Genomic DNA, 24,087 nt, shown 5'->3' on the forward strand with positions numbered 1-24,087 from the left:
ACAACAGGGGCAAAATCACCGTTTCAAACGTTCATGTGCAGGAACGACGCCACGCCGGCCATGAACATCTGCACCGACAAGGCGATCAGCAGCATGCCCATCACGCGTTCCAGCGCGGTCAGCACGCTCTCGCCCAGCCAGCGGAACAGATAGGTGGCGCTGAGCAGGATCAGCGAACTGGCCAGCCACGCCAGCAGCAGCGCGATGGTCCAGTCGGCGGTACGACCGGGCTGGGTATTGGTCAGCAGCAGCAACGCCGCCATCGCCGAGGGGCCGGCCACGCCGGGGATCGCCATCGGCACGATGAACGGCTCGCCGCCGCCGGCCTTGCCGAAGATGCCGCTGCCGTCGGCCGGCGGAAACACCATGCGGATGCCGATCAGGAACAGCACGATGCCGCCGGCGATGCTGATCGACTCCTGCTTCAGCTGCAGCAGCCGCAAGAAATACTGGCCGCCGAACAGGAACGCCAGCAGCACACCCAGCGCGATCAGCAGTTCACGCACCATGACGCGACGCCGCCGCTTCGGCGGCACGTCCTTCAGCAGACTCAGGAACAGCGGGATGTTGCCCAGCGGATCCATGATCAGGAACAGCAGGATGCCCGCCGACAGTGTGGTCATCTGCGATTCCATCTCGACTCCATTTTCGTTGGGCGGACGCCACGCCGGCGCCGCCGGGCAACCGTTCAGTCGACCCGCAAATCCAGTATGGCCCCACGCGCCGCCGCGCCCTGCGCGCTGAGCAGATAGACCGCGGCGGCAGCAGCCGCATCCGGCAGCGGTCGCTGCAGGATATCTTCGCCGAAATAAGCCAGCTGCCGCAGCGCCGTGCGCATCGGCGCGGGCAGCAGTGCATGGGTGCGCAGCGGGCCGTTATCGGTCTCCTCGTGCAGGATCGCCACGAACCGTTCCAGCGCCGCCTTCGATACGCCGTAGCCGCCCCAGTGCGCGCGCTGCAGCAGCGCGGGATCATCCAGCACGAACACCACCGCGCTGTCGGCGGCCTGGGTCAGCAGCGGCAGGCAGGCCTGGGTCAGCGCGAACGGCGCGTTGACGTTGACGTGCATCGCGCGCAGCCAGGCATCCGGCTTGTGCATGCTGATCGGGGTCAACCCGCCGAAACTGACCGCCGCGTGCACGATGCCGTCGAGCCGGCCGAAGTCGCGCTCCAGCCCCTCGGCCAGCGCAGCGTATTCGCGCGGCGTGGCCACTTCCATGTCCAGCGGATGGATCACCGGCTCGGCCAGGCCTTCGGCCAGCATCGCGTCGTACAGCTGTTCCAGCTGACGTTTGCGCTTGCCGGTGATCACCACCGTGGCGCCCGCTCGCGACACAGCTCGCGCCACCGCGCCGCCGAGCCCGCCGTAGGCGCCAGTGACCAGCACCACGCGACCGGCCAGGGTCTCGGGGGGCGGCTGCCAGCCGACCGGCAATCGGGAAACCGGCAGCGTCGTCAAGGCGCCACCCCGGCCACGTCGCTGGCCATGCGCGACAATTCGCCGGAGGACTTCAGATCCTCGACGATGTCGCAGCCGCCGATCAGTTCGCCCTGGATGAACAGCTGTGGAAAGGTCGGCCAGTTGGAGAAGTGCGGCAGCGCCGCGCGGATCTGCGGATCGGCCAGCACGTTGACCGCATGGAACACGGCGCCGGCCTCGGTCAACGCCCTGGCCGCGCGACTGGAAAAGCCGCACATCGGAAATTCGGGCGTGCCCTTCATGAAAAGCACGATGGGATGCGCGGCCAGCATCGCCTTGATTTGCTCGTTGATGTCCATAGCTCGGTGATTCATCTTTACAATGCAGGCAGACCGGTATTGTATCAGTCACCCGTCGGCTGCCGTCCGCTGCGCCGGCCTTTTCTCCCCCGCCACCGTCAAGGAGCCTCATCATGGCGATCGAACTTCCTCCGCTGCCGTACGAAAAGAACGCACTGGAACCGCACATTTCCGCCGAAACGCTGGAGTACCACTACGGCAAGCACCACCAGGCCTACGTGACCAACCTCAACAAGCTGATCGAGGGCACCGAGTTCGCCAACGCGCCGCTCGAGGAAATCATCAGGAAGTCGTCCGGCGGCGTGTTCAACAACGCCGCGCAGATCTGGAACCACACGTTCTACTGGAACTCGATGAGCCCCAGCGCTCCTCAAGGCCGGGGCGGCGGCGCACCGAGCGGCAAGCTGGCCGACGCGATCACCAAGGCGTTCGGCTCGTTCGACAAGTTCAAGGAGGAGTTCAGCAAATCCGCCGCCGGCAACTTCGGCTCGGGCTGGACCTGGCTGGTGCAGCGCCCGGACGGCTCGCTCGGCATCGTCAACACCTCGAACGCGGCCACCCCGATCACCGGCAGCGACAAGCCGCTGTTCACCACCGACGTGTGGGAACACGCCTACTACATCGACTATCGCAACGCCCGCCCGAAGTACGTCGAGGCGTTCTGGAACCTGGTGAACTGGGAATTCGCAGCCGGCAACCTGGCCTGACTCCCCCATCGCAAACAAAAAAACGGAGCCCTGGCGGCTCCGTTTTTTTGTGCCCATGCCCGGCGGTTCAAGCGAGCACGGACAACACCGGCGCCACCTGCGCCTCGCGCCCGAGTGCCACGGCCATACCGCCCAGCCGTGTGGCCAACAGTCCGGCATCGGGTGCGCACACCGTGGCATGGCCCACCTTGCGGCCTGGCCGGGCCTGCTTGCCATAGTCGTGCCAGTGCGCATCGACGCCCTGCAATACCGCCGTGGCGTCAGGCAGCTCGCCGATCCAGTTGAACATCGCCGACGGGCTGCGTGCGCCGGTGTCGCCCAGCGGCAAGCCGAGCACCGCGCGCACGTGATTCTCGAACTGGCTGGTGTGGGCGCCCTCGATGGTCCAGTGGCCGGAATTGTGCACCCGCGGCGCCATCTCGTTGCCCAGCAGTTCGCCGTTCCTGACGAACAGCTCCAGCGCGAACACGCCGACGTAGTCCAGCCGCTCGGCCAGCGTGCGGGCCAGCTCGGTGGCGCGCGGCTGCAGCAGCTCGATATCCGGCGCCGGTGCCAGGCTCATCGACAGCACGCCGTCGACATGCCAGTTGCGGGTCAGCGGCCAGGTGCGGAAATCGCCATCGCGCCCGCGCACGGCGAGCACCGACAGTTCGCGTTCGAACGGCACGAACGCCTCCAGGATCAGGCCATGCTTCGCCGCCTGCGCGCCGAGCGCGGCCCACGCCGGGTCCGCATCCGCCAGGTCATGCAGACGGAACTGACCCTTGCCGTCGTAACCGAGCCGGCGCGTCTTCAGGATCGCCGGTGCGCCGACCGTCGCCAGCGCCTGGTCCAGTTGCTCGCGCGTATCCACCGTCATGAAGTCCGGGGTGGGCAGCCCGCACTCGCGGAACAGGGTCTTCTCGGCCAGCCGGTCCTGCGCCACCGCCAGCGCGCGCGGGTTCGGAAACACCGCCACCCGTTCGGCCAGCCGTTGCGCCGTCTCGGCCGGCACGTTCTCGAAATCGAAGGTGACCACATCGACCCGGGCGGCGAACGCCTCCAGCGCGGCATAGTCGGTCCAGTCGGCTACCAGCAGCGGCGCGACTTGTCCCGCACAGGCGTCGGCCACGCTGTCCACCGCCAGTGTCTTCACGCCCAGCGGCGCTGCCGCCAGCGCCAGCATGCGCGCCAGCTGGCCGCCGCCGAGTACGCCCAGCACGGGTTGCCGTCGCCCGCTCATTGACGCGGATCCGGCTGTTCCAGCACGGCCCGGGTCTGGCGTGTGCGCCAGTGGTCCAGCGCCGTGGCCAGCGCCGGGTCATGCAGCGCCAGCACCGCGGCGGCCAGCAGGCCGGCGTTCACCGCGCCGGCGCGGCCGATCGCCAGGGTGCCGACCGGGATGCCGGCCGGCATCTGCACGATCGACAACAGCGAATCCATCCCGTTCAGCGCCTTCGACTGCACCGGCACGCCGAACACCGGCAGGCGCGTCTTGGCCGCCAGCATGCCGGGCAGATGGGCGGCACCGCCGGCGCCGGCGATGATCACCTGGATCCCGCGCGCCGGCGCCTGTTCGGCGTAGCTGAACAGCAGGTCCGGCGTGCGGTGGGCGGAAACCACCTGTACCTCGTGCGGCACGCCCAGCTCGGTCAGCACGTTGGCCGCGTGCTGCATGGTTTCCCAGTCCGAACGCGAGCCCATCACCAGGCCGATGCGCGGCGCTCTGCTTGTTCCTGTCATGGCCGGGCCGTCCAAAAGCGGCTATTGTACGGGCTTTCCCCACCCCGCACACCCAAGCATGGACAAGCGTCTGCTCGACATCCTGTGCTGCCCGGTCAGCAAAATGCCACTGCGTCCGCTGGGCAAGCGCGAACTCGACGCGCTGAACGACGCCATCGGCGCCGGCAAGGTCGACACCGTGGCCGGCGCCGCCGTGCACGAGCGGGTCGGCGAAGGCCTGATCACCACCGACCACAAGGTGATCTACCGGGTCGAGGACGGCATTCCGGTGATGCTGCCCGAGGAAGGCATCGGTACCACCCAGCTGACCGGCTTCCCCGCCGGCTGAAAGCGCCTGGCGGCTGAAAGCGCCCGGCGCATGACACGGGTACCTGCTTTGCCTTATCGTCGACACTTGCGCGGCTCCCTCCCGGGTTGGATCGCGCACTGCAATGTTCCAGGGGGTTGGCGATGAACGAAGCCAGTGATCCGTCCCGCGTCATCCATCTGAATCAGCGCCTGGATCCGGCCAGCGAGCGCGTCGGCGAGTTGCTCGGCTCCGTGCGCAGCATCGCCGGCAAGCGGTTGCAGCAATGGGTCGGCAATGCCTTCGAGCACGTCGACGACGCCCTGTTCGACCTGGCCGAGAAAGCCGAGAACAATGCCGCCCAGATGCATTACTTCGACGGCATGCGCGAAGTGCGCAAGCGCCGTCCGGCGGTGGAGCGCAGCTTCCTGGGCGCAATCAGCCGCCACATCGGCGAACTGCCCCACCCGCAGCTGTCGGGCAACCCGGCCTCGCCGTTCGGCACGCCCGAGCTGACGCTGGTGGCGGACAACGAGCTGGAAGAATCGCTGGCCATCACCAGCATGATCAGCAAGAACGACGCGCGCCTCGCGCGCGAGCTGTTCACGGTCAACCAGCGTTTGTCAGTGATCTGCGGCGGCCGCAAGATCGAGGATTCCAGCAACCCGGTGGCGCCGGCGATCCTGGCCCAGGCATTCCGTCAGGCGCTGCACGAGCTCAGCGCCGACATGCGGGTCAAGCTGATCATCTACAAGCTTTTCGACCGCTACGTGCTGTCGTCGCTGGAAGAGCTCTACCAGGAAATCAACACCGAACTGGTGCGGGCCGGCGTGCTGCCACAGCTGCGCCACGAGGTGCTGCGCGGCGACGCGAAAGGAGCCGGCCCGGCGGCGGCCGACGCGACCGACGAGGCGACCGGCGAGATCCCCAGCGACCTGCTGCAGACCCTGCATGCGCTGTTCAGCGCGCGCCGCGGTCCTGCCGCCGGCGGCATGCACGCGATACCGAGCGGCCCGCTGCCGTCGGCGAACGAATTGCTGGGCGCGCTGAGCGTGCTGCAAAGCCAGATCGCCAGCGCCGGACCGCTGCCGTACGCGCAACCGGACGACGCCGCCGCACTGAGTCGCGAAGTGCTCCAGCTGAAAGGCCAGCTGCTGACCCAGCTTGGCGCGCTGCGCGGCGAGAAGCCCAGCAACGTCGCCACCATCGATGAAGACACCATCGACCTGGTCGGCATGCTGTTCGAATTCATCCTGGAGGACCGCAACCTGCCGGCCACGATGCAGGTGATGCTGGCGCGGCTGCAGATTCCGTACCTCAAGGCGGCGATCCTCGACCGCAAGCTGTTCGCGCATCGCCAGCACCCGGCACGCCGGCTGCTGGATTGCCTGGCCGAGCAGGCCAAAAGCTGGTCGGAGGAGTCCGACCGCGATCGCCGCCTGCACGACAAGGTGAAGTCGACCGTCGACCAGCTGCTGCACGACTTCGACAACGACATGGGCATCTTCGAGCGCCTGCTGGTCGACCTTCAGCAGTTCCAGGACCTCAACAAGCGCCGCTCCGAGCTGGCCGAGCAGCGCGTGGCCGAGTCCACCCGCGGCCGCGAGAAACTCGAGCAGGCGCGCCGCCGCGCCGCCCGCGAGATCCTCGACCGCATCGGCGAGCACAAGCTGCCGCCACTGGTGCACGGCGTGCTGGCCCGCGCGTGGGCCAACCACCTGGTGCTGACCTTGCTGCGCCAGGGCGAGGGCTCGCCCGAGTTCAAGAGCGCGCTGCGCTTCGTCGACGACTTCATCGCCAGCACCAAGCCGGCAACCACCCTGGAAAGCCGGCAGGCGTTGCGGCAGATGCTGCCCGGGATCGAGCGCGCGCTGCGCCAGGGCCTGGCCAACGTGGCGTTCCAGGAACAGGATATCGAGCGTCTGCTCGGCCAGTTGCACACCTATTACCGCCAGCAGCTCGGCGAGACGCCGGAAGCCACCGAAGCGGTCGTCGTCGGTGAGGACGCCGCGATGCTGGCAATCCCCGACAGCATCCAGCCGGTCATCGACCAGGACACCACGCCGCCGGACAGCGTCGAAGAGGACCTCGTCGAGGCGCCGCTGGACAGTCCGGAATGGCACCAGGTGCAGTCGCTGCAACCAGGCACCTGGCTGGAGTTTTGCCTGCCCGACGAGCCGATGACCCGGGCCAAGCTGTCGTGGATCAGCCCGATGAGCGGCCGCTACCTGTTCGTCAACCGGCGCGGCCTGAAGGTGGCCGACTATTCGCCGCAGGATTTGACCGTGCTGATCACCGATGGCCACGCCCGCATGCTCGCCGCCAACGCGCTGTTCGACCGCGCGATGACCGCGATCGTCGACAAGCTGAGCCAGCCCGGCACCACGCCACCGGCGGACACGGCCACCGAATGAGCGGGGCTTCGTCGTTCGCGCCGCCCGACGCCGCGCAGATCGCCGCCGACGTCGAACGCGCCTTTGCCGAGGATCTCGGCCCGGGCGACGCCACCGCAGGGCTGCTGCCGCCCGACGCCAGGGCCCACGCCGAACTGACCTGCCGCGATGCGGCGGTGATCGCCGGTACGCCGTGGTTCGATGCCTGCTTTCGCCGGCTCGACCCGGCTGTGCAGATCGACTGGCGGGTCCGCGACGGCGACCGGGTCGCCCCCGGCACGGTGATCTGCCGCCTGTCGGGGCATGCCCGCTCGCTGGTCACCGCCGAGCGCTCGGCGCTGAATTTCCTGCAACTGCTCTCCGCCACCGCCACGGTGACCGCCGGCTATGTCGCTGCCACCGCCGGCACCGCGGTGCGCGTGCTGGACACGCGCAAGACCATCCCCGGCCTGCGCCTGGCGCAGAAATACGCGGTGCGCTGCGGCGGCGGCCACAACCAGCGCATGGGCCTGTACGACGCGGTCCTGGTCAAGGAGAACCACATCATCGCCGCCGGCAGCATCGTTGCCGCGGTGCAGGCGGCGCGCCGGCTGCATCCGGAGCTGCTGCTCGAAGTCGAAGTGGAAAACCTCGACGAGCTGGAGCAGGCGCTGCAGGCTGGCGTGGACCGGATCATGCTGGACAACTTCGAGCCGGCGCAGATGCGCGAGGCGGTGCGGTACACCGCCGGCCGCGTGCCGCTGGAAGCCTCGGGCAACATCGACCTCGGCACGATCGGCGACTACGCGCGTACCGGCGTCGACTTCATCTCGGTCGGTGCGCTGACCAAGCACGTGCACGCCATCGACCTGTCACTGCGCCTGCAACTGGACTGAACCCGCGCTTGCGCCCGCCCACCGGCACCCACACACTGCGGGGATGAGCGACCTTTCCAACCTGTTGCTGCTGCTGGCGCTTGCCGCCGTCGTGGGACTGTGGCTGAAGCTCAGCGCGGCGCGCGAACGCGCCGTGCGCGAAGCACGCCAGCAATGCCAGCAGCACGGTCTGCAACTGCTCGACGAGACTGTCGGCCTGCGTGCCGTGCGCCTGCGCCGGATCAACGGCCTGCGCATGCTCGAGCGTTGCTACGGTTTCGAGGTGAGCATCGACGGCCACGACCGCGAGTCGGGCCGGCTGTGGATGATCGGCGACGCGCTCAGCAGCCTGAGTCTGCCCACCATCGAACTGCTGCCGCATGAGGAAGCCGCGGCACGGAACACGACGGTAGCGTCCGGCAATGTGGTGCCGCTGCGCCCGCGCAACCGGTCGAACTGAGTAGGAGCGGAGCCCGCCGCACGGGTTGAGCGCGGCAGCCCGTTTCTACTTGACCACGCGAAGGTGCGGCGTGCTGCGTTTCGGCTTGTCGCCGCCGGCGTTGTCGGCACCCGACGCCGGCGCGGTGTCGTCGGGCTCGGGGGCCGACGGCGGCGGCGGGTCGCCGCCCTCTTCCTCGGCCGGAAACATCATGCCCTGGCCGTTCTCCTGCGCGTACAGCGCCAGCACCGCCTGCACCGGGATCTGGATCGCCTGGCTGACCCCGGAAAAGCGCGCCTGGAAGCTGATCCACTCGTTGCCGAGGTCGAGATTCGCCACCGCACGCATCGCCAGGTTGAGCACCACCTGGCCGTTCTTGACCACCTGCGGCGGCACCCGCACGCCGGCCACACCGGCGTCGACCAGCACGTACGGGGTCAGGTTGTTGTCGCTGATCCAGTCGTAGATCGCCCGCAGCAGGTACGGGCGGTTGGAGCTCATCGGTACCGCTTCATTCTTGCTCATGGATCTGCCGCATCGCCTTTTCCTGGTCGGTCATGCTGCGCGCAAAACCCTGACTGTGGAACAAACGCTCGCCGTAATCGATCACCGGCTTGCCCTCGCGCCCCAGCTCCACGCCCAGCCATGGCAGCCGCCAGATCACCGGCGCCACCAGGCAGTCGGCCAGGCTCATTTCCGGATTGAGGAAGAACTTCGCGGCCTTGAACAGCGGCACCGAGGACAGCAGGTGCCCGCGCAGGCGCTTGCGCGCCGCGTCCGCGGGCCGGCCGCCGGCGCGGATGATGTCGACCTCGGTCAGCCAGTCCTTCTCGATGCGCACCGCGGCCACCCGCAGCCGTGCGCGCGACTGCGGATCGATCGGCATCAGCGGCGGGTGCGGATAGCGCTCGTCGAGGTATTCGCAGACCACCGAGGTGTCGAACAGGGTCAAGTCGCGGTCGACCAGGGTCGGCGTGCTGGCATACGGATTCAGGTCGACCAGGTCTTCCGGCGGTCGGGCCGGATCGACCAGTACCCGTTCGTAGCTGACCCCCTTGGCGGCCAGCACCAGCCTGGCGCGATGACATTGCACGTCGTCGGCGGTGGTGTAGAGCGTCAGTACGCTGCGTGAGCGGGCGCTTGGGACCATGCGCAATTCCCCATCGGTGAGACGACTGCGGCGGCTCGTGGCCGCCGCAGTCGGATAATGCCATCCAGGCTGCTCAGTGGACGTCCTTCCAGTATTCCTTCTTCAGCAGGGCGGCCAGGAAGGTGAAGAACGCCAGGAACAGCAGCACCCAAACGCCGTAATGATGGCGCTGCAGGGCGGCTGGTTCGGAAGCGTATTCCAGGAAGGTCGTCAGGTCACGGCTGGCCTGCTGGAACTGCGCCGGAGTCAGCTTGCCCGGCTGAGACAGCACCAGCTTCTCCACCCTGGCGTCCTCGCCCGGCTTCGCCTCGGTCATCACCGCGCTCTGCAGGCCCTGCAGTTCCCACAGCGGGAACGGCATCGACGCGTTCGGGAACACCGTGTTGTTCCAGCCCACCGGGCGGCTCGGGTCCAGGTAGAACGAGTTGAGGTAGGCGTAGACCCAGTCGGCTCCCTTCGCGCGCACTTCCAGCGAGAGGTCCGGCGGAGCCTTGCCGAGCCACTTGGCCGCCGACGCTTCGGGCATGTGCGAAACCACGGTCTCACCGAACTTGGCGCCGGTGAAGTTGAGGTTCTGCATCACGTCCTGCTCGGTCAGCCCGAGGTCGCCGGCGATCCGCTCGTAACGCATGTACTTCAGCGAATGGCAGCCGATACAGTAGTTGAAGAACAGCTTGGCGCCGCGCTGCAGCGAAGCCTGGTCCTGCACATTGGTGCCGGCATGCGGCAGGCCGCCTTCCGCTGCCTGCACCGACACGCTGCCGACGACCAGAGCGAGCGCCAACGCCACCGGGAAGATGTACCGCTTCATTAGCAGCTGCCGCTTAGTCATGCGTCGTCACCCGTTCCGGAACCGGCTTGGTCTTTTCCCAGCCGAAATATGTGTAGGCCCAAAGAAATGCGAAGAACCCGAAATAGACCGCCGTCATCACGCGACCGAACAGGTTCTCCCAGAACGTCACGTCGACGTCGCCGAACCAGCTCGGGATCACCTCGGCCGTGATGCCCGCGCCGACCGCACCCAGCGCAATGAAAGACAGCACGAACAGCCCCAGCGCCACCTTGAAGCCGGTCCCGCGGTAGCGGATCGACTTCACCTTGCCGCGATCGAACCAGGGCAGCGCGAACAGCACCGCGATGGCGCCGAACATCGCCAGCACGCCCCACACGGCCGAGCCGAGGAACGACGGGATCATGCGCACGATCGCGTAGAACGGGGTGAAGTACCAAACCGGCTTGATGTGCGACGGCGTCGCCAGGTTGTTCGCCGGGATGAAGTTGTCGTGCTCCAGGAACCAGCCGCCGAAGGTCGGCGCGAAGAAGATGATGAACGCGGCGATCAGCAGGAAGAAGCCCACGCCGACCAGGTCCTTCACCGTGTAGTACGGATGGAACGGAATGCCGTCGGCCGGCTTCAGCGCATCCCAGCGGTTGCCCTTGGGACCCTTCTTGATCTCCACGCCGTCCGGGTTGTTCGAACCCACCTCGTGCAGCGCGGCGATGTGCAGCACCACCAGCAGCAGCAACACGATCGGCAGCGCGATCACGTGCAGCGCGAAGAAGCGGTTCAGGGTGGCATCGGCCGGCAGGAAGTCGCCCATGATCCATTCCACCAGCGAATTGCCGATGTAGGGGATGGTGCCGAACAGCGAGATGATCACCTTGGCGCCCCAGAACGACATGTTGCCCCACGGCAGCACGTAGCCCATGAACGCTTCGGCCATCAGCACCAGGAAGATCAGCATGCCGAGCAGCCACACCAGCTCGCGCGGCTTCTTGTACGAGCCGTACATGATGCCGCGGAACATGTGCAGGAACACCACCACGAAGAACAGCGAGGCGCCGGTGGAATGCATGTAGCGGATCAGCCAGCCCCACTCCACGTCACGCATGATGTACTCGACCGAGGCGAAGGCTCCCGCCGCGCTCGGGTTGTAGTTCATGGTGAGGAAGATGCCGGTGACGATCTGGTTTACCAGCACCAGCAGCGCCAGCGAACCGAAGTAGTACCAGAGGTTGAAGTTCTTCGGCGCGTAGTACTCGGTCATGTGCGCGCGGTACATCGGCATCATGCCCGGTGCGCGCTCGTTGACCCAGTCACCGATGCTCGTGAATACGTTGGCCATTAGCCAGCCTCCTTCGGATCCACGCCAATCTGGATGGTGCTGTCGTCGATGAAATGGTACGGCGGCACCGGCAGGTTCTTCGGCGCCGGCACGCCGGCGTAGACGCGACCGGCCAGGTCGTAGCGCGACTTGTGGCAGGGGCAGTAGAAGCCGCCCTTCCATTCCGGATCGAACGGCTCGGGCTTGATCTCCGGCACGAAGTCGGGCACGCAGCCCAGGTGCGTGCAGATGCCGATCACCACCAGCCATTCCGGCTTGATCGAGCGCCCCTCGTTCTGTGCGTACTTCGGCTGCTGGTCGGCGGAGGCGCCGTCGGACTTGGGGTCCACCAGGCGCGAATCGACCTGCGGCAACGTGGCCAGCTGTGCCTTGGTGCGGTTGAGCACGAACACCGGCAGGCTGCGCCATGACACGGTCAGCATCTGCCCCGCCTCGATCTTGGCCAGCGACTGGGTGACCGGAGCGCCAGCGGCCTTGGCGCGCGCGCTGGGTTCCCACGACTTGATGAAGGGCACAGCCGCCGACACGATTCCGATACCACCAACCACCGCGGTGGTTGCTGTCAGGAAGCGGCGGCGGCCATGATCGACGACTTCGTTCGCCATCAGGCTCTCCGGTACTTGCGATGTCATGCCAGGTGGGGTTTGGGCCCCGCAAAAATCGCGTTAGTGTAGCGTCAGGCCCCGCCCCGTACAATAAAGCGCATCGCGGCGAAGTCCAGACGCCGCAACACTCGCCACGACTGCCGGGACCTCTCCTTTCGACATGAAACATGCCGCCGGCACGCTCCTCTTCATCGCGCGCTTTGCCATCCTCGGCCTCGCGATGGCCTTCGTGGTCGGCCTGTTCTGGCCAGGCAGTGGCGAGCACCTGCGCGAACGCTTCGGGCTGGGTGCGGCAGCGCCGACCGCGCCCGCGGCCAGGTCGCCCCATCCAGGCAGCGGGCCGGTCTCCTACGCCGACGCCGTGGCGGCCGCGGCGCCCTCGGTGGTCAACATCTACGCCAACCGGATCGTCACCGAGCAGGCCGTGCGGATGTACGACAACCCGGTGCTGCAGCAATTGTTCGGCGGCCAGCCCACCACCTTCCAGCACCGCGAGCAGACCCTCGGTTCCGGCGTCATCGTCAGCGCCCAGGGCCAGGGCTACGTGCTGACCAACAACCACGTGATCGCGCACGCCGCCGACATCCAGGTGTTGCTGTACGACGGGCGCATCGCCAAGGCCAGCCTGGTCGGCGCGGACGAGGAATCGGACCTGGCGGTGCTGAAGATCGACGCCAGCAACCTGCCGGTGATCCACATCGCCGAGCAGCCGCTGCGGCCCGGCGACGTGGTGCTGGCGATCGGCAACCCGCTCGGCCTCAACCAGACCGTCACCATGGGCATCGTCAGTGCGATCGGCCGCCAGTTGAACAGCTCCAGCGCCGAGGATTTCATCCAGACCGACGCGGCCATCAACCTGGGCAATTCCGGTGGCGCGCTGGTCAATGCCGAGGGCGAACTGGTCGGCATCAACACCTTGCTGATCGGCAAGGCCGCCGGTGCCGAAGGCATCGGCTTCGCGATCCCGGTGACCACGGCCAAGAAGGTGCTGGACCAGATCATCGCCACCGGCCATGTGGTGCGCGGCTGGCTCGGGGCCGACTATGCGTTCGTGCCGGTGGCCGCCAACGGCGGCCTGCCGGGGGCAGCACGCGGTGCGCTGGTGACCATGGTCTACCCGGGCGGCCCGGCCGCGCTGGCGGGCATTCGCCCGCGCGACATCCTGTTGCGCATCGGCGCCGACGACATCCTCGACCCGGCCGACCTGCGCCGGCGCGAGGCGGCGCTCAAGCCGGGCAGCACGGTGACCGTCTCCGGGCTGCGCAACGGCACTCCGTTCCACCTCGACGTCACTCTTGTCCAGCGCCCCGCCATGAGCGCCGGCAGCATGCCGGACGGCTGACAGCCGACGGCTCAGCCCGGCCCGCGCAACGCCAGCGGCGGATGGATCGCCGCGCCGTAGCGCCGGCGCAAGGTGTCCACCCGTTCCACGTAGACCTGGGTTTCGGCGTACGGCGGCACGCCCTTGTAGCGCTGCACTGCACCGGGGCCGGCGTTGTAGGCGGCCGCGGCCAGCCGCTCGTTGCCGTCGAAGTCGCGCAGCAGCAGGCCCAGGTAGCGCGCGCCGCCGCGGATGTTCTGGTCGGAGTCGAACGCGTCCAGCACACCCATGTCGCTGGCCGTGCCCGGCATCAGCTGCATCAGTCCTTGTGCGCCCTTGAGCGACAGCGCGCGCGGATTGAACGCGCTCTCCGCGTGGATGATCGCGCGCAGGAACGCCTCGTCGACGCCGTACTCGATGCTGGCGGCACGGATGGTGTCGGCGTAGGCGATCAGGTTCAGCCGTGTCGAATTCCAGTGGATCGGCGAGTGCAGGTCGCAGGCGGCGCAGGTCCTGATGTACTCGACGAAGGTCTTGGTCAGCACGTCGTCTTTCTGCAGCGGCGGCGAGTGGTCGCCCAGATACATGCTGCCGTCGGCGTGCACCACCTTATAGTAATAGGTGCGCCCGATGGGCCCGTTCGCCGATGCCTCGGCTTTCCGGGCATCCCATGCCGGCTGCGCCGCAGTGGGCGTTTCCGTTGCCGGAGGAAGCGGCACGCCACCGGTCACCACCGAGCCCCGGACCGCGGCCAGTGAAGCCCGCTCCTGCGGCTGGGCGTCTAGGCGGCGGGCACGGGTCTCGACCACCGCGCCGCGCACGCCGGCCAGCGAAGCCACCCCCGCTGCTTGCGCCTGCAACGGGTTGGCCGTGGTCTGCACCGTGCCGGCCACCCGGTTCAGCGCGGCCCGCGGCGGCGCCGCGCGGCGCCGAGGCGCGGGGGCGGCATAGCCGCCGATCGCCTTGCAGCCGTGGTAGCCGACCTTGCTGGAGCTGTACACCGCCTCGCCGCTGGCGCCGGCGCACTGGTACAACGTGCCCGCCCGTGCTGTCGGCCACCACAACAGCGCGCAGCCGAACGCGATCCCGCAAAGGATCGAACGTGTTGGGAAGCCCCCGGCAGGCCGATCGGCGCTTCCCCCTTGGCTTGCGACGCCGAACATGGGGCGCAGTGTGCCGCCATGCACCCGTCAACGCCAAGTGCGCACGTCTCATTCCATGACCTTTGCCGGGCAGGCACGCCCTCGCGGCCCTGCCGCTTGGAAACGGCGGGTGGCAGCCGCCCTGCAAAGCCCGCAAGTGCTTGATCTGGCAGGTGCGTCCGCGCGGGGGTAAACTGCGCGGTCAATCGGATGGCCAGTCCGGCCTCACGCACCACGGTACCCCACGCCCATGAGCGGCAAACTTTTCATCAAGACCCACGGCTGCCAGATGAACGAGTACGACTCGGCCAAGATGGCCGACGTGCTGAAGGCCTCGCACGGCCTGGAGCTGACCCAGGACGAGTCCGAGGCGGACGTGATCCTGATCAACACCTGCTCGATCCGAGAGAAGGCGCAGGAAAAGGTCTTCAGCCAGCTCGGCCGCTGGAAGCAGCACAAGCAGGACGGCAAGCCGGTACTGATCGGCGTCGGTGGCTGCGTGGCCTCGCAGGAAGGCGCGGCGATCGTCAAGCGCGCGCCCTATGTGGACCTGGTGTTCGGGCCGCAAACCCTGCATCGCCTGCCCCAGCTGATCGAGGCGCAGCGCGCCAGCGGCTTGCCGCAGGTCGACATCAGCTTCCCCGAGATCGAGAAGTTCGACTGCCTGCCCGAGCCGCGCGCGGAAGGCCCGACCGCCTTCGTCTCGATCATGGAAGGCTGCTCGAAATACTGCAGCTACTGCGTGGTGCCGTACACCCGCGGCGAGGAAATCAGCCGTCCCTTCGACGACGTGCTGGTGGAAGTGGCCAAGCTCGCCGCACAGGGCGTGCGCGAGGTGAACCTGCTCGGCCAGAACGTCAACGCGTACCGCGGCCCGACCTTTGATGGCGGCATCGCCGACCTCGCCGTGCTGATCCACGCGATCGCGCAGATCGACGGCATCGGCCGCATCCGCTTCACCACCTCGCATCCGCTGGAGTTCTCCGACTCGCTGATCGAGGCCTACGCCAACGTGCCGCAACTGGCGAACTACCTGCACCTGCCGGTGCAGGCCGGCTCCGACCGCATCCTCGGCGCGATGAAGCGCGGCTACACCGTGCTGGAGTTCAAGCAGAAGATCCGCAAGCTGCGCGCGGTGCGGCCGGACATCTGCGTGTCCACCGACATCATCGTGGGCTTCCCCGGCGAGACCGACGAGGATTTCGCCAAGACCATGAAGCTGGTCGACGACGTCGGCTTCGACCAGAGCTTTTCCTTCATCTTCTCCTCGCGCCCCGGCACGCCGGCGGCCAAGCTCGCCGACGACACCCCGATGGCGGTGAAGCACGAACGCCTCGCGCGCCTGCAGGCCGCGATCAACGCGAACGCGAGGAAGATCAACGAGGCGATGGTCGGTTCCGTGCAGCGCGTGCTGGTGGAAAAGCCCAGCACGCGCAATCCGGACGAACTCAGCGGCCGCACCGAGAACATGCGCTACGTGAACTTCGCCGGCCACCCGCGCCTGATCGGCCAGTTCGTCGACGTGGTGATCACCGATGCGATGAGCAACTCGCTGCGTGGCCGTGTGAAGCGGGCCGACGAACCGGCCGCGCTCGCTTCATGAGGGCTGGGCTGGTGCTGCGGGAGATCGGTGCGGACGAGTTCGCGCGGGTGTGGCCGTTTTTTCTGCCGATCGTCGCGGCCGGCGACACCTACGTCTACCCGCTCGAGCTGGGCCTCGAGCAAGCCCGTGCCATGTGGACCACGCCACCGGCACGCTGCTTCGTGGCCGAGCGCGATGACCAGGTGCTTGGCTGCTACCGGCTGGCGCCGAACTTTCCCGGGCTCGGTGATCACGTGGCCAACGGCAGCTACATGGTGGCGCCCGAGGCGCGCGGCCAGGGCATTGCCTCGGCCATGTGCGAGCACTCGCTGGAACAGGCGCGCCAGACCGGCTTCACCGCGATGCAGTTCAACTGCGTGGTGGCCAGCAACACCATCGCGGTTCGCCTGTGGCAGCGCCACGGCTTCCGCATCGTGGGCACCGTGCCCGGCGGGTTTCGCCACGCACGACTCGGCCCCACCGACCTCTACGTGATGCACCGCACGCTGTGACCGGGTGGCCGCACGCGGCATGACGGCTCAATCCAGCCGTTTGCGGAAGCGCAGGATCGCCAGCGCCATCATCACCAGGACGAACGCCGCCAGCGCCAGTACGTCGCCCCACATTTCCCCCAGCCCCGCGCCGCGCAGCATCACGCCGCGGATCAGGCGCAGGAAATGGGTCAACGGCAACACCTCGGCCAGCCACTGCACCAGCTTCGGCATGCCGGCAAACGGGAACATGAAACCCGACAGCAGGATCGACGGCAGGAACACGAAGAAGGTCATCTGCATGGCCTGGAACTGCGACTGCGCGCGGGTGGAGATCAGCAGGCCGAGCGCGAGGTTGGCCAGGATCAGCAGGCCGGAGGCCAGGTAGACATCGAGCACGCTGCCGCGGATCGGCACCTCGAACAACCACGTCCCAAGCGCCAGGATCACGCTGGTCTGCACCAGGCCGATCGCGACATACGGCAGCACCTTGCCGACCATCAGCTCGGCGCTGGTCAGCGGCGTGGCGATCAGCAGCTCCATGTTGCCGCGCTCGCGTTCGCGCACGACCGCGATGGCGGTGAACAGCACCATCGTCATGGTCAGGATCACGCCGATCAGGCCAGGCACGATGTTGACCGCGGAGCGCCGCTGCGGATTGTAGAAGCCGACCACGCTGATCCGCCCGTCGACCGGCGTGCTGGTCAGCGGCGCGCGCGTGTCGGGCACGGCGCTGTCGATCGGCACCTGCATCAATTGCGCGGCGGCGCCCTGCACTGCCGTGTCGCTGCCGTCGACCAGGATCTGCGCCACGGCGCGTCCGTCGCTGCGGCGGCGCTCGAAATCCGCCGGCAGCACGATGCCGATGCTGATCCGGCCGCGCCGGATCATCGCCATCAACTCCTGCGGCGTATCCGCCCTGGCCACCGGCGCCACCACGCCGGTGGCCAGCATGTCCAGCACCAGTGCGCGCGAACCGGCGCTGTTGGCCTGGTCGACGATGCCGGCGTCGAGCCCGCGCAGGTTGGTGTTGATCGCATAGCCGAACAGCACCAGCTGGATCACCGGAATGCCCACGATCATCGCCAGCGTGATGCGGTCGCGGCGCAGCTGGCGCAGCTCCTTGACCACGATCGCCCACAGCCGGCGCCAGTTCATGCGGCGCGCTCCTCGCCGCCGCCCCTGTGCGTGGCGGCGACGAACACGTCTTCGAGATTCGGCGGTGCCGCCGCCAGTCCGGCTTCCTGCCCGGCCGCAGCCAACGCCTTGTCCATGTCCGGCGTCGCGCCATCAGCGCCGATCAGCACGCGCAAGGTATTGCCGACCTGGGCCACGCCGAGCACGCCCGGCACATCGGCCAGCGCGCGCTGGGCGGCGCGCGGGTTGCCCGTCTCGACGAGGAAGGTGCGTCCCTCCAGTTGCGCGGTCAGCTCATGCGGCGTGCCGTCGGCAACCAGCACGCCCCGATCGAGGATCGCCAGCCGGTGACAACGCTCCGCCTCGTCCATCAGGTGGGTCGAGACCAGCAGGGTGGTGCCGATGTCGGCCAGTTCAAAAAGCTTCTCCCAGAAATCGCGGCGCGATTCCGGATCGACCGCGCTGGTCGGCTCGTCCAGTAACAGCAATTCCGGCTCGTGGATCACCGCGCCGGCCAGCGCGAGGCGCTGCTTCTGGCCGCCACTCAGGGTGCCGGCCAGCTGTTTCTGCCGATCGCCGAAGTGGTATTGCCCGATCAGCTCGTCGATGCGGCGCCTCGTCTTCGCCTTCGGCACGCCCTGGATCGCGGCCAGGAACTCCAGGTTCTCGCGCACGCCGAGGTCCTCGAACAGCGAGAAATTCTGCGTCATGTAGCCGATGTGCGGACGCAGCGCGTCGGCCTGCGCCGGGACGCGCAGGCCGAGCACCTCGATCTCGCCCTCGCTCGGCGTCAACAGGCCGCACAGCATGCGGATCGTGGTCGACTTGCCCGAGCCGTTCGGGCCGAGGAAGCCGTAGACGCGTCTGGCCGGCACTTCGAGATCGACATGATCGACCGCCACCAGCTTGCCGAAGCGCCGGGTCAGGCCGCGCGCGCGGATCGCCACGCCGTCGGCATCGGCGCTCATTTCGCGGTCCGGCGAAATTCGACGCGTACCGGCAGGCCGGCAGGAAGCTCGGCCGCATCCGCGCCCAGCGCGACCTCGGCGAGATAGCTCAGCCGCGCCGCGTCGTCGCCGATCAGCGCGTAGTACGGGGTGAAGTCCGGTTCGCTGCGGATCATCCGCAGCTTGCCGGCATACGGCTGCGCGCGACCGGCCACGAAGACCTCGATCGGGTCGCCGACGTGCACGCCGGCGCGTTGCTGCACCGGCACGTAGATGCGCGCGTAGGGCGCGTCGCCCGCCAGCAGGATCGCCAGCGGCGCGCCGACCGGCGCCTGGTCACCGAGCTTGTACGGCAGGCTGTCGACGCGCCCGGCGCGCGGCGCCACGACGGCCAGCTTGCCCAGCAGCACCTGCTGCGCACCGACTTGCGCGTCGGCCGCCGCCAGCGCGGCCCGGGCCTGCGCGATCTGCTCCGGACGGGTGCCGTGCAGCAGCTCGTCCAGCGCGGCCTGCGCCGCCGCCAGCTGGCCCTCGGCGTTGCCGGCCGCGGCGCGGGCGCGGTCGAGGTCGGCGGCGGCCACGTAACCGTTGCCCTTCAGTGGGGCTAACCGCGCGTAGTAGGCCCGCGCCTCGCGCGCCTGCGCCTGCGCGGCGGCGAGGTTCGCGCGCCCCCGGTCGATGTCCTCGCGGCGCGGCCCGGTTTCGAGCTCGGCCAGCAACTCGCGCTGCTGCCGCGCCTGTGCCTGCGCCGCAGCGAGTTCGGCGCGGGTGTGCGCGGGATCGAGCTGCAGCAGCGACTGGCCGGCCTTGACCCGTTCGCCCTCGCGCACGTCGATCGCCACGATGCGCTCGGCGGCCGGCGCCGGCAGGGTGATGCGGTCGAACTCCAGCGTGCCCAGCGCCTGCGGCGGCGGCTTGCTGCAGCCGGCCAGCGCCGCCACGGCCAGCAGGAAGACCGCTGGCAGGCGGTGAATCGTGCGTGCGACGTTCATGCGGCTTCTCCGGATTTGCGGGTGCCCACGCCATGACCCAGCAGCGCGAGCGTGTGTTGCGACATCGCCGCGGACTCCAGCCCTTCGGCACCGAACATGCGCCGCCAGATCGGCGCGCCAGCGGCGGGGAACAAGGTCAGCCCGACCAGCGAGACGACCAGCAGGCGCGGGTCCATGCTGGCATTCAGCCGTCCATTCGCCTGCGCCGCCGCGAAGCGTTGCGCCAGCAACTGCGGCAAGCCCGGCACCGCCTGGGTGAACAGCACCTCGCGCAGCGCACCGCCGTCGCACAGCACCTCGCGCACCCATAGCGGCGGCAGCCATGGATGTCGCGCCACCACTTCGCCGATGCCGCGCACGAAAGCTTCGATCAATACCCGCGGATCGTCGCCGGCCCGTTCCAGTTGCACGCGCAATGGCGCCAGTGCCGGCAACAGGCGCTCCTCGACCAGCGCCTGGACCAGCCGTGGCTTGTCGCCGAAGTAGTAATGCAGCATCGCGGGCGTGACCTCCGCCTCGCCGGCGATCGCGCGCAATGACGTCGCGCCTATTCCCGCCCGGGCGAACTGCGCGATCGCGACATCCAGCAGGCGCGCGCGCAGGTCCAGGTCGTCGCCGCTGGGACGCCCGGCGCGGCGCCCGGCTTTCGCGCGCTTGGTCGAAGTAGCCATGCACATAAATTAATTCAACATTTAATTTCATGCAACTGGCGACATCGCGGCCGTCACGGCCGACTGTCGTCATGGCTCTTCCCGCAGCGGCGCGCTACTCTCGCGCCCCTATGAGCGAACTCAACCAGCGCGACTTCACCCTCGACCCCGACGACAACGCCCGCCTCGCCAACCTGTGCGGGCCGTTCGACGAGCATCTGCGCCAGGTCGAGCTGCGTCTCGGCGTGGAGATCAACCATCGCGGCAACATCTTCCAGGTAATCGGCGAAGACGCCCCCGCGCGCGCCGCCGAAAAGGTGCTGCGCGCGCTGTACACCGCCACCGCCGAGGAAGCGCTGACCGGCGCGAAGATCAACCTGCAGCTGGCCGAATCCGGCATCGACGCGATCGCCGAGGCGACCGCCGAAGGCGCCCAGGAAGTGGTGATCAAGGTCAAGCGCGGCGTGATCAAGGGCCGCGGCCCGAACCAGGCGCGCTACCTGCACGCGATCGCCGGCCACGACATCAACTTCGGCGTGGGCCCGGCCGGCACCGGCAAGACCTACCTGGCGGTGGCCAGCGCAGTCGAGGCGCTGGAGGCGAACCGGGTGCAGCGGCTGATCCTGGTGCGCCCGGCGGTCGAGGCCGGCGAGAAGCTGGGCTTCCTGCCTGGCGATCTCAGCCAGAAGGTCGATCCCTACCTGCGCCCGCTGTACGACGCGCTGTACGAGATGCTCGGCTTCGAGAAGGTGGCCAAGCTGATCGAGCGCAACGTGATCGAGATCGCGCCGCTGGCGTACATGCGCGGGCGCACCCTCAACGATTCCTACGTGATTCTCGACGAGGCGCAGAACACCACGGTCGAGCAGATGAAGATGTTCCTCACCCGCATCGGCTTCGGCACGGTGGCGGTGATCACCGGCGACGTCACCCAGGTCGACCTGCCGCGCAACACGCGCTCGGGCCTGCGCCAGGCGATCGAGGTGCTGCGCGGGGTGGGCGGCATCAGCTTCACCTTCTTCACCTCGCGCGACGTGGTGCGCCACCCGCTGGTGGCGAAGATCGTGCGCGCCTACGAGGCGTTCGAGCAGAAGGACGAGGACGGCGCATGAGCGCCCCGCTGACGCTCGCCGTGGGCTATGCGGTGCCGCGTGCCGGCCTGCCCGCGCCGGCCAGCTTCCGCCGCTGGGTCGAGGCGGCGCTGCGCGGGGCGAAGCGGCGCAAGGGCACCGAGCTGGCGATCCGCATCGTCGACGCCGACGAAGGCCGCGCGCTCAACCGCGACTATCGCGGCAAGGACTACGCCACCAACGTGCTGTCGTTCCCCGTCGAACTGCCGCCCGGGGTGGCGCTGCCGCTGATCGGCGACCTGGCGATCTGCGCCCCGGTGGTGCTGCGCGAGGCCGCCGAACAGGGCAAGGCGCTACGTGACCACTGGGCCCACCTGACCGTCCACGGCGTACTGCACCTGCTCGGCCACGACCATATCGAAGACGCCGAGGCCGAAGCCATGGAAGCGCTGGAAACCCGCATCCTGGCTGGCCTGGGCATCGCCGACCCGTACGCCTGAGCCACCGGGCGGGCGGCGGGCGAAGCGGAGGCACCTGCGGCGCCTGTGCCTGAACCGTCACGTTTTTTCCGCTAGAATCGGCCTTCCGCCCGGTTTCGGGCAGACTCCCAACGAGTAATGAGCGACGACCCTGGCAGTACCAGCGGCCCGGCCCACCGAACCTGGTGGGATCGACTGGGCCACATGTTTTCCGGCGAACCGCGCAACCGCGACGAACTGATCGAGGAGTTGCGTTCCGCCCAGAGCAACGGACTGCTGTCCGTGAACACCCTCACCATGGTCGAGGGTGCGATCAAAGTCACCGAACTGAGCGTGGACGACGTGATGGTGCCGCGCGCGCAGATCGTGATGCTGGCGGCGGACTCGCCGCTGCCCGACATCCTCGCCGCCGTGGTCGAATCCGGCCACTCGCGCTTCCCGGTGCACGGTGAGGACAAGGACGAGATCCTCGGCATCCTGCTGGCCAAGGACCTGCTGAAGTACTTCGGCGCCGCCGAGCATTTCGACATCCGCGCGATCCTGCGCCCGGCGGTGCTGATCCCCGAGTCGATGCGGCTGAACGTGCTGCTGGAGGAATTCCGGCTCAGCCGCAACCACATGGCGCTGGTGGTCAACGAGTACGGCGGCGTCGCCGGCCTGGTCACCATCGAGGACGTGCTCGAGCAGATCGTCGGCGAGATCGACGACGAGCACGACGACGAGGTGGAGCCCGAGCTGATGCACGAGCAGCCCGGCGGCGACTGGCTGGTCAGCGCATTGACCCCGATCGAGGACTTCAACGAACAGACCGGCGCCGACTTCCCTGACGAGGAATACGACACCGTCGGCGGCATGGTCACCGCCGGGTTCGGCCACCTGCCCGAAGTCGGCGAGGAAGTCGCCATCGGCGATTACCTGTTCCACGTCACCGAGGCCGACGACCGCCGCGTGCAGGCGTTCCGCGTGGTCAAGCAGTAGGCGCGCCCCTGCCGATGCACCGCATGCACCTGATCCGCCGCAAGCTCCTGCTGCTCGCACTGCTGGTCCTGGCCGCGCTTTCGCCAGCCCATGCCGGCGTCGCCAACGCGCCCGGCGCCAACCTCGAGGTCTCGCTGATCACCTACGGCCCCGGCGAAACCTACTGGGAGCGCTTCGGCCACGATGCGATCGAGCTGCGCGACACGGTCTCGGGCGAGGCGGTCAACTTCAACTACGGCGTGTTCGATTTCAGCGAGAAGAACTTCCTGCTGAACTTCGCCCGTGGCCGCATGCACTACCTGATGGACGCCGCCCCCAGTGATGCCGACGAACGCTACTACGTCGAGGCCGGCCGTTCGATCACCCGCCAGCGGCTGGCGCTGACGGCCGAACAGGCCGCCGCGCTGCGCGACTTCCTGCTGTGGAACCTGCGCCCGGAAAACGCCGGCTACGCCTACGACTACTACGTCGACAACTGCACCACCCGCGTGCGCGACGCGCTGGACAAGGCGCTCGGCGGCATGCTGGCGACGCAACTGAAGACGCATGCCGGCGGCATGACCTACCGCCAGCAGACGGTGCGGCTGATGAGCGCGCAGCCGTGGCTGATGCTGCTGCTCGACCTGGGCCTGGGGCCGTATGCCGACCAGCCGCTGGACGCCTGGCAGGAAAGCTTCCTGCCCGACGTGCTGCAGGCGCAGCTGCGCGAAGTGCGCCTCGACGACGGCCATGGCGGCCGGCGCCCGCTGGTGCTGGACGAACAGCTGGTCTCGCCGAACCGGCTGCAGGCGCCGCCGTCGACCGCGCCCGACCTGCGCCTGCCACTGGCCCTGGCTGGCCTGCTGCTGGCCGCGCTGATCGTGCTCGCCCGCCGCCGCTGGCCTACCGGCTACGCCCTGCTCGGCACGCTGTACCTGCTCGCGGCCGGCGTGACCGGCCTGCTGCTGCTGGCGCTGTGGACGCTGACCACCCACCACTCGGCGTGGGCCAACGCGAATCTGCTGCTGTTCAACCCGCTGGCGTTCGCGCTGCTGCCGACGCTGTGGCGCGCGCGCCGCGGCCTCGCCGCCTCGCGCTTCATCGATGGCGTGATCGCGCTGCAGCTGCTGGCCTGCATGGCCGCCGTGCTGCTGCACCTGCTGCCCGGCACCGTGCAGCAGAACCAGCCGTGGCTGCTGTTCGCCCTGCCGTGCTGGCTGGCGCTGGTCTGGAGCCTGCGTCGCCGCCAGTGATGCAA

At 68.3% G+C, this 24,087-nt stretch carries 27 protein-coding genes; 12 read left to right on the forward strand and 15 right to left on the reverse strand.

What is annotated here, in order from left to right; genetic code table 11:
- Positions 1–23: 23 nt before the first annotated feature.
- From R2APBS1_RS14230 to grxD, 3 genes are all read right to left on the reverse strand, one after another.
- Positions 24–623 carry a YhgN family NAAT transporter gene (locus tag R2APBS1_RS14230; protein WP_007507491.1) on the reverse strand — a complete coding sequence of 200 codons (600 nt, stop codon included), beginning with the start codon at positions 621–623 and terminating at the stop codon, positions 24–26.
- A 65-nt stretch (positions 624–688) separates the two neighbouring features.
- Positions 689–1,459: an SDR family NAD(P)-dependent oxidoreductase gene (locus R2APBS1_RS14235; protein WP_015448458.1), complete on the reverse strand. Its 771-nt coding sequence runs from the start codon at positions 1,457–1,459 to the stop codon at positions 689–691.
- Positions 1,456–1,779: a Grx4 family monothiol glutaredoxin gene (grxD, locus tag R2APBS1_RS14240; protein WP_007507486.1), complete on the reverse strand. Its 324-nt coding sequence runs from the start codon at positions 1,777–1,779 to the stop codon at positions 1,456–1,458. Before grxD ends, R2APBS1_RS14235 begins: the two co-directional genes overlap by 4 nt.
- A gap of 113 nt (positions 1,780–1,892) precedes the next feature.
- Between grxD and R2APBS1_RS14245 the strand changes: the two genes are divergently transcribed.
- The gene (locus R2APBS1_RS14245) at positions 1,893–2,486 is read left to right on the forward strand and encodes a superoxide dismutase (protein ID WP_007507484.1); all 594 of its coding nucleotides are present in this window, start codon (positions 1,893–1,895) and stop codon (positions 2,484–2,486) included.
- 67 nt (positions 2,487–2,553) lie between these two features.
- Here R2APBS1_RS14245 and R2APBS1_RS14250 read toward each other — a convergent pair whose 3' ends face one another.
- Positions 2,554–3,708 carry a 5-(carboxyamino)imidazole ribonucleotide synthase gene (locus tag R2APBS1_RS14250; RefSeq protein WP_015448459.1) on the reverse strand — a complete coding sequence of 385 codons (1,155 nt, stop codon included), beginning with the start codon at positions 3,706–3,708 and terminating at the stop codon, positions 2,554–2,556.
- Positions 3,705–4,208: a 5-(carboxyamino)imidazole ribonucleotide mutase gene (gene purE, locus R2APBS1_RS14255; protein ID WP_015448460.1), complete on the reverse strand. Its 504-nt coding sequence runs from the start codon at positions 4,206–4,208 to the stop codon at positions 3,705–3,707. The genes R2APBS1_RS14250 and purE overlap by 4 nt, the downstream gene beginning before the upstream one ends.
- A 58-nt stretch (positions 4,209–4,266) precedes the next feature.
- Between purE and R2APBS1_RS14260 the strand changes: the two genes are divergently transcribed.
- The 4 genes from R2APBS1_RS14260 (at position 4,267) to R2APBS1_RS14275 (ending at position 8,201) form a co-directional block, all read left to right on the forward strand.
- Positions 4,267–4,536 (forward strand): Trm112 family protein, encoded by a 270-nt coding sequence (locus R2APBS1_RS14260; protein ID WP_007507478.1) that lies wholly within the window; start codon positions 4,267–4,269, stop codon positions 4,534–4,536.
- A 122-nt stretch (positions 4,537–4,658) separates the two neighbouring features.
- On the forward strand, positions 4,659–6,908 hold the full coding sequence (locus R2APBS1_RS14265) for a DUF1631 domain-containing protein (RefSeq protein WP_015448461.1): 2,250 nt from the start codon (positions 4,659–4,661) through the stop codon (positions 6,906–6,908).
- Positions 6,905–7,762, forward strand: coding sequence for a carboxylating nicotinate-nucleotide diphosphorylase (gene nadC, locus R2APBS1_RS14270; RefSeq protein ID WP_015448462.1), 858 nt, complete (start codon positions 6,905–6,907; stop codon positions 7,760–7,762). Before R2APBS1_RS14265 ends, nadC begins: the two co-directional genes overlap by 4 nt.
- Before the next feature lie 43 nt (positions 7,763–7,805).
- Positions 7,806–8,201: a DUF3301 domain-containing protein gene (locus tag R2APBS1_RS14275; protein ID WP_015448463.1), complete on the forward strand. Its 396-nt coding sequence runs from the start codon at positions 7,806–7,808 to the stop codon at positions 8,199–8,201.
- Between the two features lie 45 nt (positions 8,202–8,246).
- Here the strand turns inward: R2APBS1_RS14275 and R2APBS1_RS14280 are convergent, their stop codons facing one another.
- The 5 genes from R2APBS1_RS14280 to petA form a co-directional block, all read right to left on the reverse strand.
- Positions 8,247–8,705: a ClpXP protease specificity-enhancing factor gene (locus R2APBS1_RS14280; RefSeq protein WP_015448464.1), complete on the reverse strand. Its 459-nt coding sequence runs from the start codon at positions 8,703–8,705 to the stop codon at positions 8,247–8,249.
- The gene (locus R2APBS1_RS14285; protein WP_007507466.1) at positions 8,692–9,330 is read right to left on the reverse strand and encodes a glutathione S-transferase N-terminal domain-containing protein; all 639 of its coding nucleotides are present in this window, start codon (positions 9,328–9,330) and stop codon (positions 8,692–8,694) included. The genes R2APBS1_RS14280 and R2APBS1_RS14285 overlap by 14 nt, the downstream gene beginning before the upstream one ends.
- Before the next feature lie 73 nt (positions 9,331–9,403).
- Entirely contained in the window at positions 9,404–10,141 is a 738-nt protein-coding gene (locus R2APBS1_RS14290) for a cytochrome c1 (RefSeq protein ID WP_007507464.1), read from the reverse strand.
- A gap of 13 nt (positions 10,142–10,154) precedes the next feature.
- The gene (locus tag R2APBS1_RS14295) at positions 10,155–11,456 is read right to left on the reverse strand and encodes a cytochrome b (RefSeq protein WP_007507462.1); all 1,302 of its coding nucleotides are present in this window, start codon (positions 11,454–11,456) and stop codon (positions 10,155–10,157) included.
- Positions 11,456–12,061: a ubiquinol-cytochrome c reductase iron-sulfur subunit gene (gene petA, locus R2APBS1_RS14300; RefSeq protein ID WP_007507459.1), complete on the reverse strand. Its 606-nt coding sequence runs from the start codon at positions 12,059–12,061 to the stop codon at positions 11,456–11,458. The genes R2APBS1_RS14295 and petA overlap by 1 nt, the downstream gene beginning before the upstream one ends.
- Positions 12,062–12,221: 160 nt before the next feature.
- Here petA and R2APBS1_RS14305 point away from each other — a divergent pair, with 160 nt between their 5' ends.
- On the forward strand, positions 12,222–13,403 hold the full coding sequence (locus R2APBS1_RS14305; RefSeq protein WP_007507457.1) for a S1C family serine protease: 1,182 nt from the start codon (positions 12,222–12,224) through the stop codon (positions 13,401–13,403).
- Between the two features lie 11 nt (positions 13,404–13,414).
- Here R2APBS1_RS14305 and R2APBS1_RS14310 read toward each other — a convergent pair whose 3' ends face one another.
- Positions 13,415–14,545, reverse strand: coding sequence for a lytic transglycosylase domain-containing protein (locus R2APBS1_RS14310; protein WP_015448466.1), 1,131 nt, complete (start codon positions 14,543–14,545; stop codon positions 13,415–13,417).
- 229 nt (positions 14,546–14,774) lie between these two features.
- Between R2APBS1_RS14310 and miaB the strand changes: the two genes are divergently transcribed.
- Positions 14,775–16,127 (forward strand): tRNA (N6-isopentenyl adenosine(37)-C2)-methylthiotransferase MiaB, encoded by a 1,353-nt coding sequence (miaB, locus tag R2APBS1_RS14315; RefSeq protein WP_015448467.1) that lies wholly within the window; start codon positions 14,775–14,777, stop codon positions 16,125–16,127.
- A complete protein-coding gene (locus tag R2APBS1_RS14320) occupies positions 16,124–16,618 on the forward strand; it encodes a GNAT family N-acetyltransferase (protein WP_015448468.1) in 495 nt (164 codons plus the stop codon). Before miaB ends, R2APBS1_RS14320 begins: the two co-directional genes overlap by 4 nt.
- Positions 16,619–16,645: 27 nt before the next feature.
- Here the strand turns inward: R2APBS1_RS14320 and R2APBS1_RS14325 are convergent, their stop codons facing one another.
- The 4 genes from R2APBS1_RS14325 to R2APBS1_RS14340 are packed head-to-tail and all read right to left on the reverse strand — an operon-like array spanning position 16,646 to position 20,344.
- On the reverse strand, positions 16,646–17,755 hold the full coding sequence (locus R2APBS1_RS14325; protein WP_015448469.1) for an ABC transporter permease: 1,110 nt from the start codon (positions 17,753–17,755) through the stop codon (positions 16,646–16,648).
- Positions 17,752–18,702, reverse strand: a complete 951-nt coding sequence (locus R2APBS1_RS14330) for an ABC transporter ATP-binding protein (RefSeq protein WP_015448470.1) — start codon at positions 18,700–18,702, stop codon at positions 17,752–17,754. Before R2APBS1_RS14330 ends, R2APBS1_RS14325 begins: the two co-directional genes overlap by 4 nt.
- Entirely contained in the window at positions 18,699–19,673 is a 975-nt protein-coding gene (locus R2APBS1_RS14335; RefSeq protein WP_015448471.1) for an HlyD family secretion protein, read from the reverse strand. The genes R2APBS1_RS14330 and R2APBS1_RS14335 overlap by 4 nt, the downstream gene beginning before the upstream one ends.
- Positions 19,670–20,344 (reverse strand): TetR/AcrR family transcriptional regulator, encoded by a 675-nt coding sequence (locus R2APBS1_RS14340; RefSeq protein WP_015448472.1) that lies wholly within the window; start codon positions 20,342–20,344, stop codon positions 19,670–19,672. The genes R2APBS1_RS14335 and R2APBS1_RS14340 overlap by 4 nt, the downstream gene beginning before the upstream one ends.
- 110 nt (positions 20,345–20,454) lie before the next feature.
- On the opposite strand from R2APBS1_RS14340, the gene R2APBS1_RS14345 reads away from it, so the two are divergent.
- From R2APBS1_RS14345 to R2APBS1_RS14360, 4 genes are all read left to right on the forward strand, one after another.
- Positions 20,455–21,435, forward strand: a complete 981-nt coding sequence (locus tag R2APBS1_RS14345; protein ID WP_015448473.1) for a PhoH family protein — start codon at positions 20,455–20,457, stop codon at positions 21,433–21,435.
- Complete coding sequence (ybeY, locus tag R2APBS1_RS14350; RefSeq protein ID WP_015448474.1) at positions 21,432–21,893, forward strand: rRNA maturation RNase YbeY; 462 nt, start codon at positions 21,432–21,434, stop codon at positions 21,891–21,893. The genes R2APBS1_RS14345 and ybeY overlap by 4 nt, the downstream gene beginning before the upstream one ends.
- 117 nt (positions 21,894–22,010) lie before the next feature.
- On the forward strand, positions 22,011–22,850 hold the full coding sequence (locus R2APBS1_RS14355) for a CorC family transporter (RefSeq protein WP_015448475.1): 840 nt from the start codon (positions 22,011–22,013) through the stop codon (positions 22,848–22,850).
- Positions 22,851–22,864: 14 nt separating this feature from the next.
- Positions 22,865–24,082, forward strand: a complete 1,218-nt coding sequence (locus tag R2APBS1_RS14360) for a lipoprotein N-acyltransferase Lnb domain-containing protein (protein WP_015448476.1) — start codon at positions 22,865–22,867, stop codon at positions 24,080–24,082.
- The last annotated feature ends 5 nt before the right edge of the window (positions 24,083–24,087 follow it).

It is taken from the genome of Rhodanobacter denitrificans, from assembly GCF_000230695.2.
GTDB lineage: Bacteria > Pseudomonadota > Gammaproteobacteria > Xanthomonadales > Rhodanobacteraceae > Rhodanobacter > Rhodanobacter denitrificans.

What these genes read in the sequence shown, in the direction of transcription:
- R2APBS1_RS14335 (WP_015448471.1), bottom strand. Translation starts at nt 19,673, where the DNA reads ATGAACGTCGCACGCACGATTCACCGCCTGCCAGCGGTCTTCCTGCTG.
- purE (WP_015448460.1), bottom strand. Translation starts at nt 4,208, where the DNA reads ATGACAGGAACAAGCAGAGCGCCGCGCATCGGCCTGGTGATGGGCTCG.
- R2APBS1_RS14230 (WP_007507491.1), bottom strand. Translation starts at nt 623, where the DNA reads ATGACCACACTGTCGGCGGGCATCCTGCTGTTCCTGATCATGGATCCG.
- R2APBS1_RS14245 (WP_007507484.1), top strand. Translation starts at nt 1,893, where the DNA reads ATGGCGATCGAACTTCCTCCGCTGCCGTACGAAAAGAACGCACTGGAA.
- R2APBS1_RS14340 (WP_015448472.1), bottom strand. Translation starts at nt 20,344, where the DNA reads ATGGCTACTTCGACCAAGCGCGCGAAAGCCGGGCGCCGCGCCGGGCGT.
- nadC (WP_015448462.1), top strand. Translation starts at nt 6,905, where the DNA reads ATGAGCGGGGCTTCGTCGTTCGCGCCGCCCGACGCCGCGCAGATCGCC.
- R2APBS1_RS14310 (WP_015448466.1), bottom strand. Translation starts at nt 14,545, where the DNA reads ATGTTCGGCGTCGCAAGCCAAGGGGGAAGCGCCGATCGGCCTGCCGGG.
- ybeY (WP_015448474.1), top strand. Translation starts at nt 21,432, where the DNA reads ATGAGCGCCCCGCTGACGCTCGCCGTGGGCTATGCGGTGCCGCGTGCC.
- R2APBS1_RS14260 (WP_007507478.1), top strand. Translation starts at nt 4,267, where the DNA reads ATGGACAAGCGTCTGCTCGACATCCTGTGCTGCCCGGTCAGCAAAATG.
- R2APBS1_RS14320 (WP_015448468.1), top strand. Translation starts at nt 16,124, where the DNA reads ATGAGGGCTGGGCTGGTGCTGCGGGAGATCGGTGCGGACGAGTTCGCG.
- R2APBS1_RS14355 (WP_015448475.1), top strand. Translation starts at nt 22,011, where the DNA reads ATGAGCGACGACCCTGGCAGTACCAGCGGCCCGGCCCACCGAACCTGG.
- R2APBS1_RS14345 (WP_015448473.1), top strand. Translation starts at nt 20,455, where the DNA reads ATGAGCGAACTCAACCAGCGCGACTTCACCCTCGACCCCGACGACAAC.
- R2APBS1_RS14280 (WP_015448464.1), bottom strand. Translation starts at nt 8,705, where the DNA reads ATGAGCAAGAATGAAGCGGTACCGATGAGCTCCAACCGCCCGTACCTG.
- petA (WP_007507459.1), bottom strand. Translation starts at nt 12,061, where the DNA reads ATGGCGAACGAAGTCGTCGATCATGGCCGCCGCCGCTTCCTGACAGCA.
- R2APBS1_RS14295 (WP_007507462.1), bottom strand. Translation starts at nt 11,456, where the DNA reads ATGGCCAACGTATTCACGAGCATCGGTGACTGGGTCAACGAGCGCGCA.
- R2APBS1_RS14305 (WP_007507457.1), top strand. Translation starts at nt 12,222, where the DNA reads ATGAAACATGCCGCCGGCACGCTCCTCTTCATCGCGCGCTTTGCCATC.
- R2APBS1_RS14360 (WP_015448476.1), top strand. Translation starts at nt 22,865, where the DNA reads ATGCACCGCATGCACCTGATCCGCCGCAAGCTCCTGCTGCTCGCACTG.
- R2APBS1_RS14290 (WP_007507464.1), bottom strand. Translation starts at nt 10,141, where the DNA reads ATGAAGCGGTACATCTTCCCGGTGGCGTTGGCGCTCGCTCTGGTCGTC.
- R2APBS1_RS14265 (WP_015448461.1), top strand. Translation starts at nt 4,659, where the DNA reads ATGAACGAAGCCAGTGATCCGTCCCGCGTCATCCATCTGAATCAGCGC.
- R2APBS1_RS14275 (WP_015448463.1), top strand. Translation starts at nt 7,806, where the DNA reads ATGAGCGACCTTTCCAACCTGTTGCTGCTGCTGGCGCTTGCCGCCGTC.
- R2APBS1_RS14325 (WP_015448469.1), bottom strand. Translation starts at nt 17,755, where the DNA reads ATGAACTGGCGCCGGCTGTGGGCGATCGTGGTCAAGGAGCTGCGCCAG.
- grxD (WP_007507486.1), bottom strand. Translation starts at nt 1,779, where the DNA reads ATGGACATCAACGAGCAAATCAAGGCGATGCTGGCCGCGCATCCCATC.
- R2APBS1_RS14330 (WP_015448470.1), bottom strand. Translation starts at nt 18,702, where the DNA reads ATGAGCGCCGATGCCGACGGCGTGGCGATCCGCGCGCGCGGCCTGACC.
- miaB (WP_015448467.1), top strand. Translation starts at nt 14,775, where the DNA reads ATGAGCGGCAAACTTTTCATCAAGACCCACGGCTGCCAGATGAACGAG.
- R2APBS1_RS14250 (WP_015448459.1), bottom strand. Translation starts at nt 3,708, where the DNA reads ATGAGCGGGCGACGGCAACCCGTGCTGGGCGTACTCGGCGGCGGCCAG.
- R2APBS1_RS14285 (WP_007507466.1), bottom strand. Translation starts at nt 9,330, where the DNA reads ATGGTCCCAAGCGCCCGCTCACGCAGCGTACTGACGCTCTACACCACC.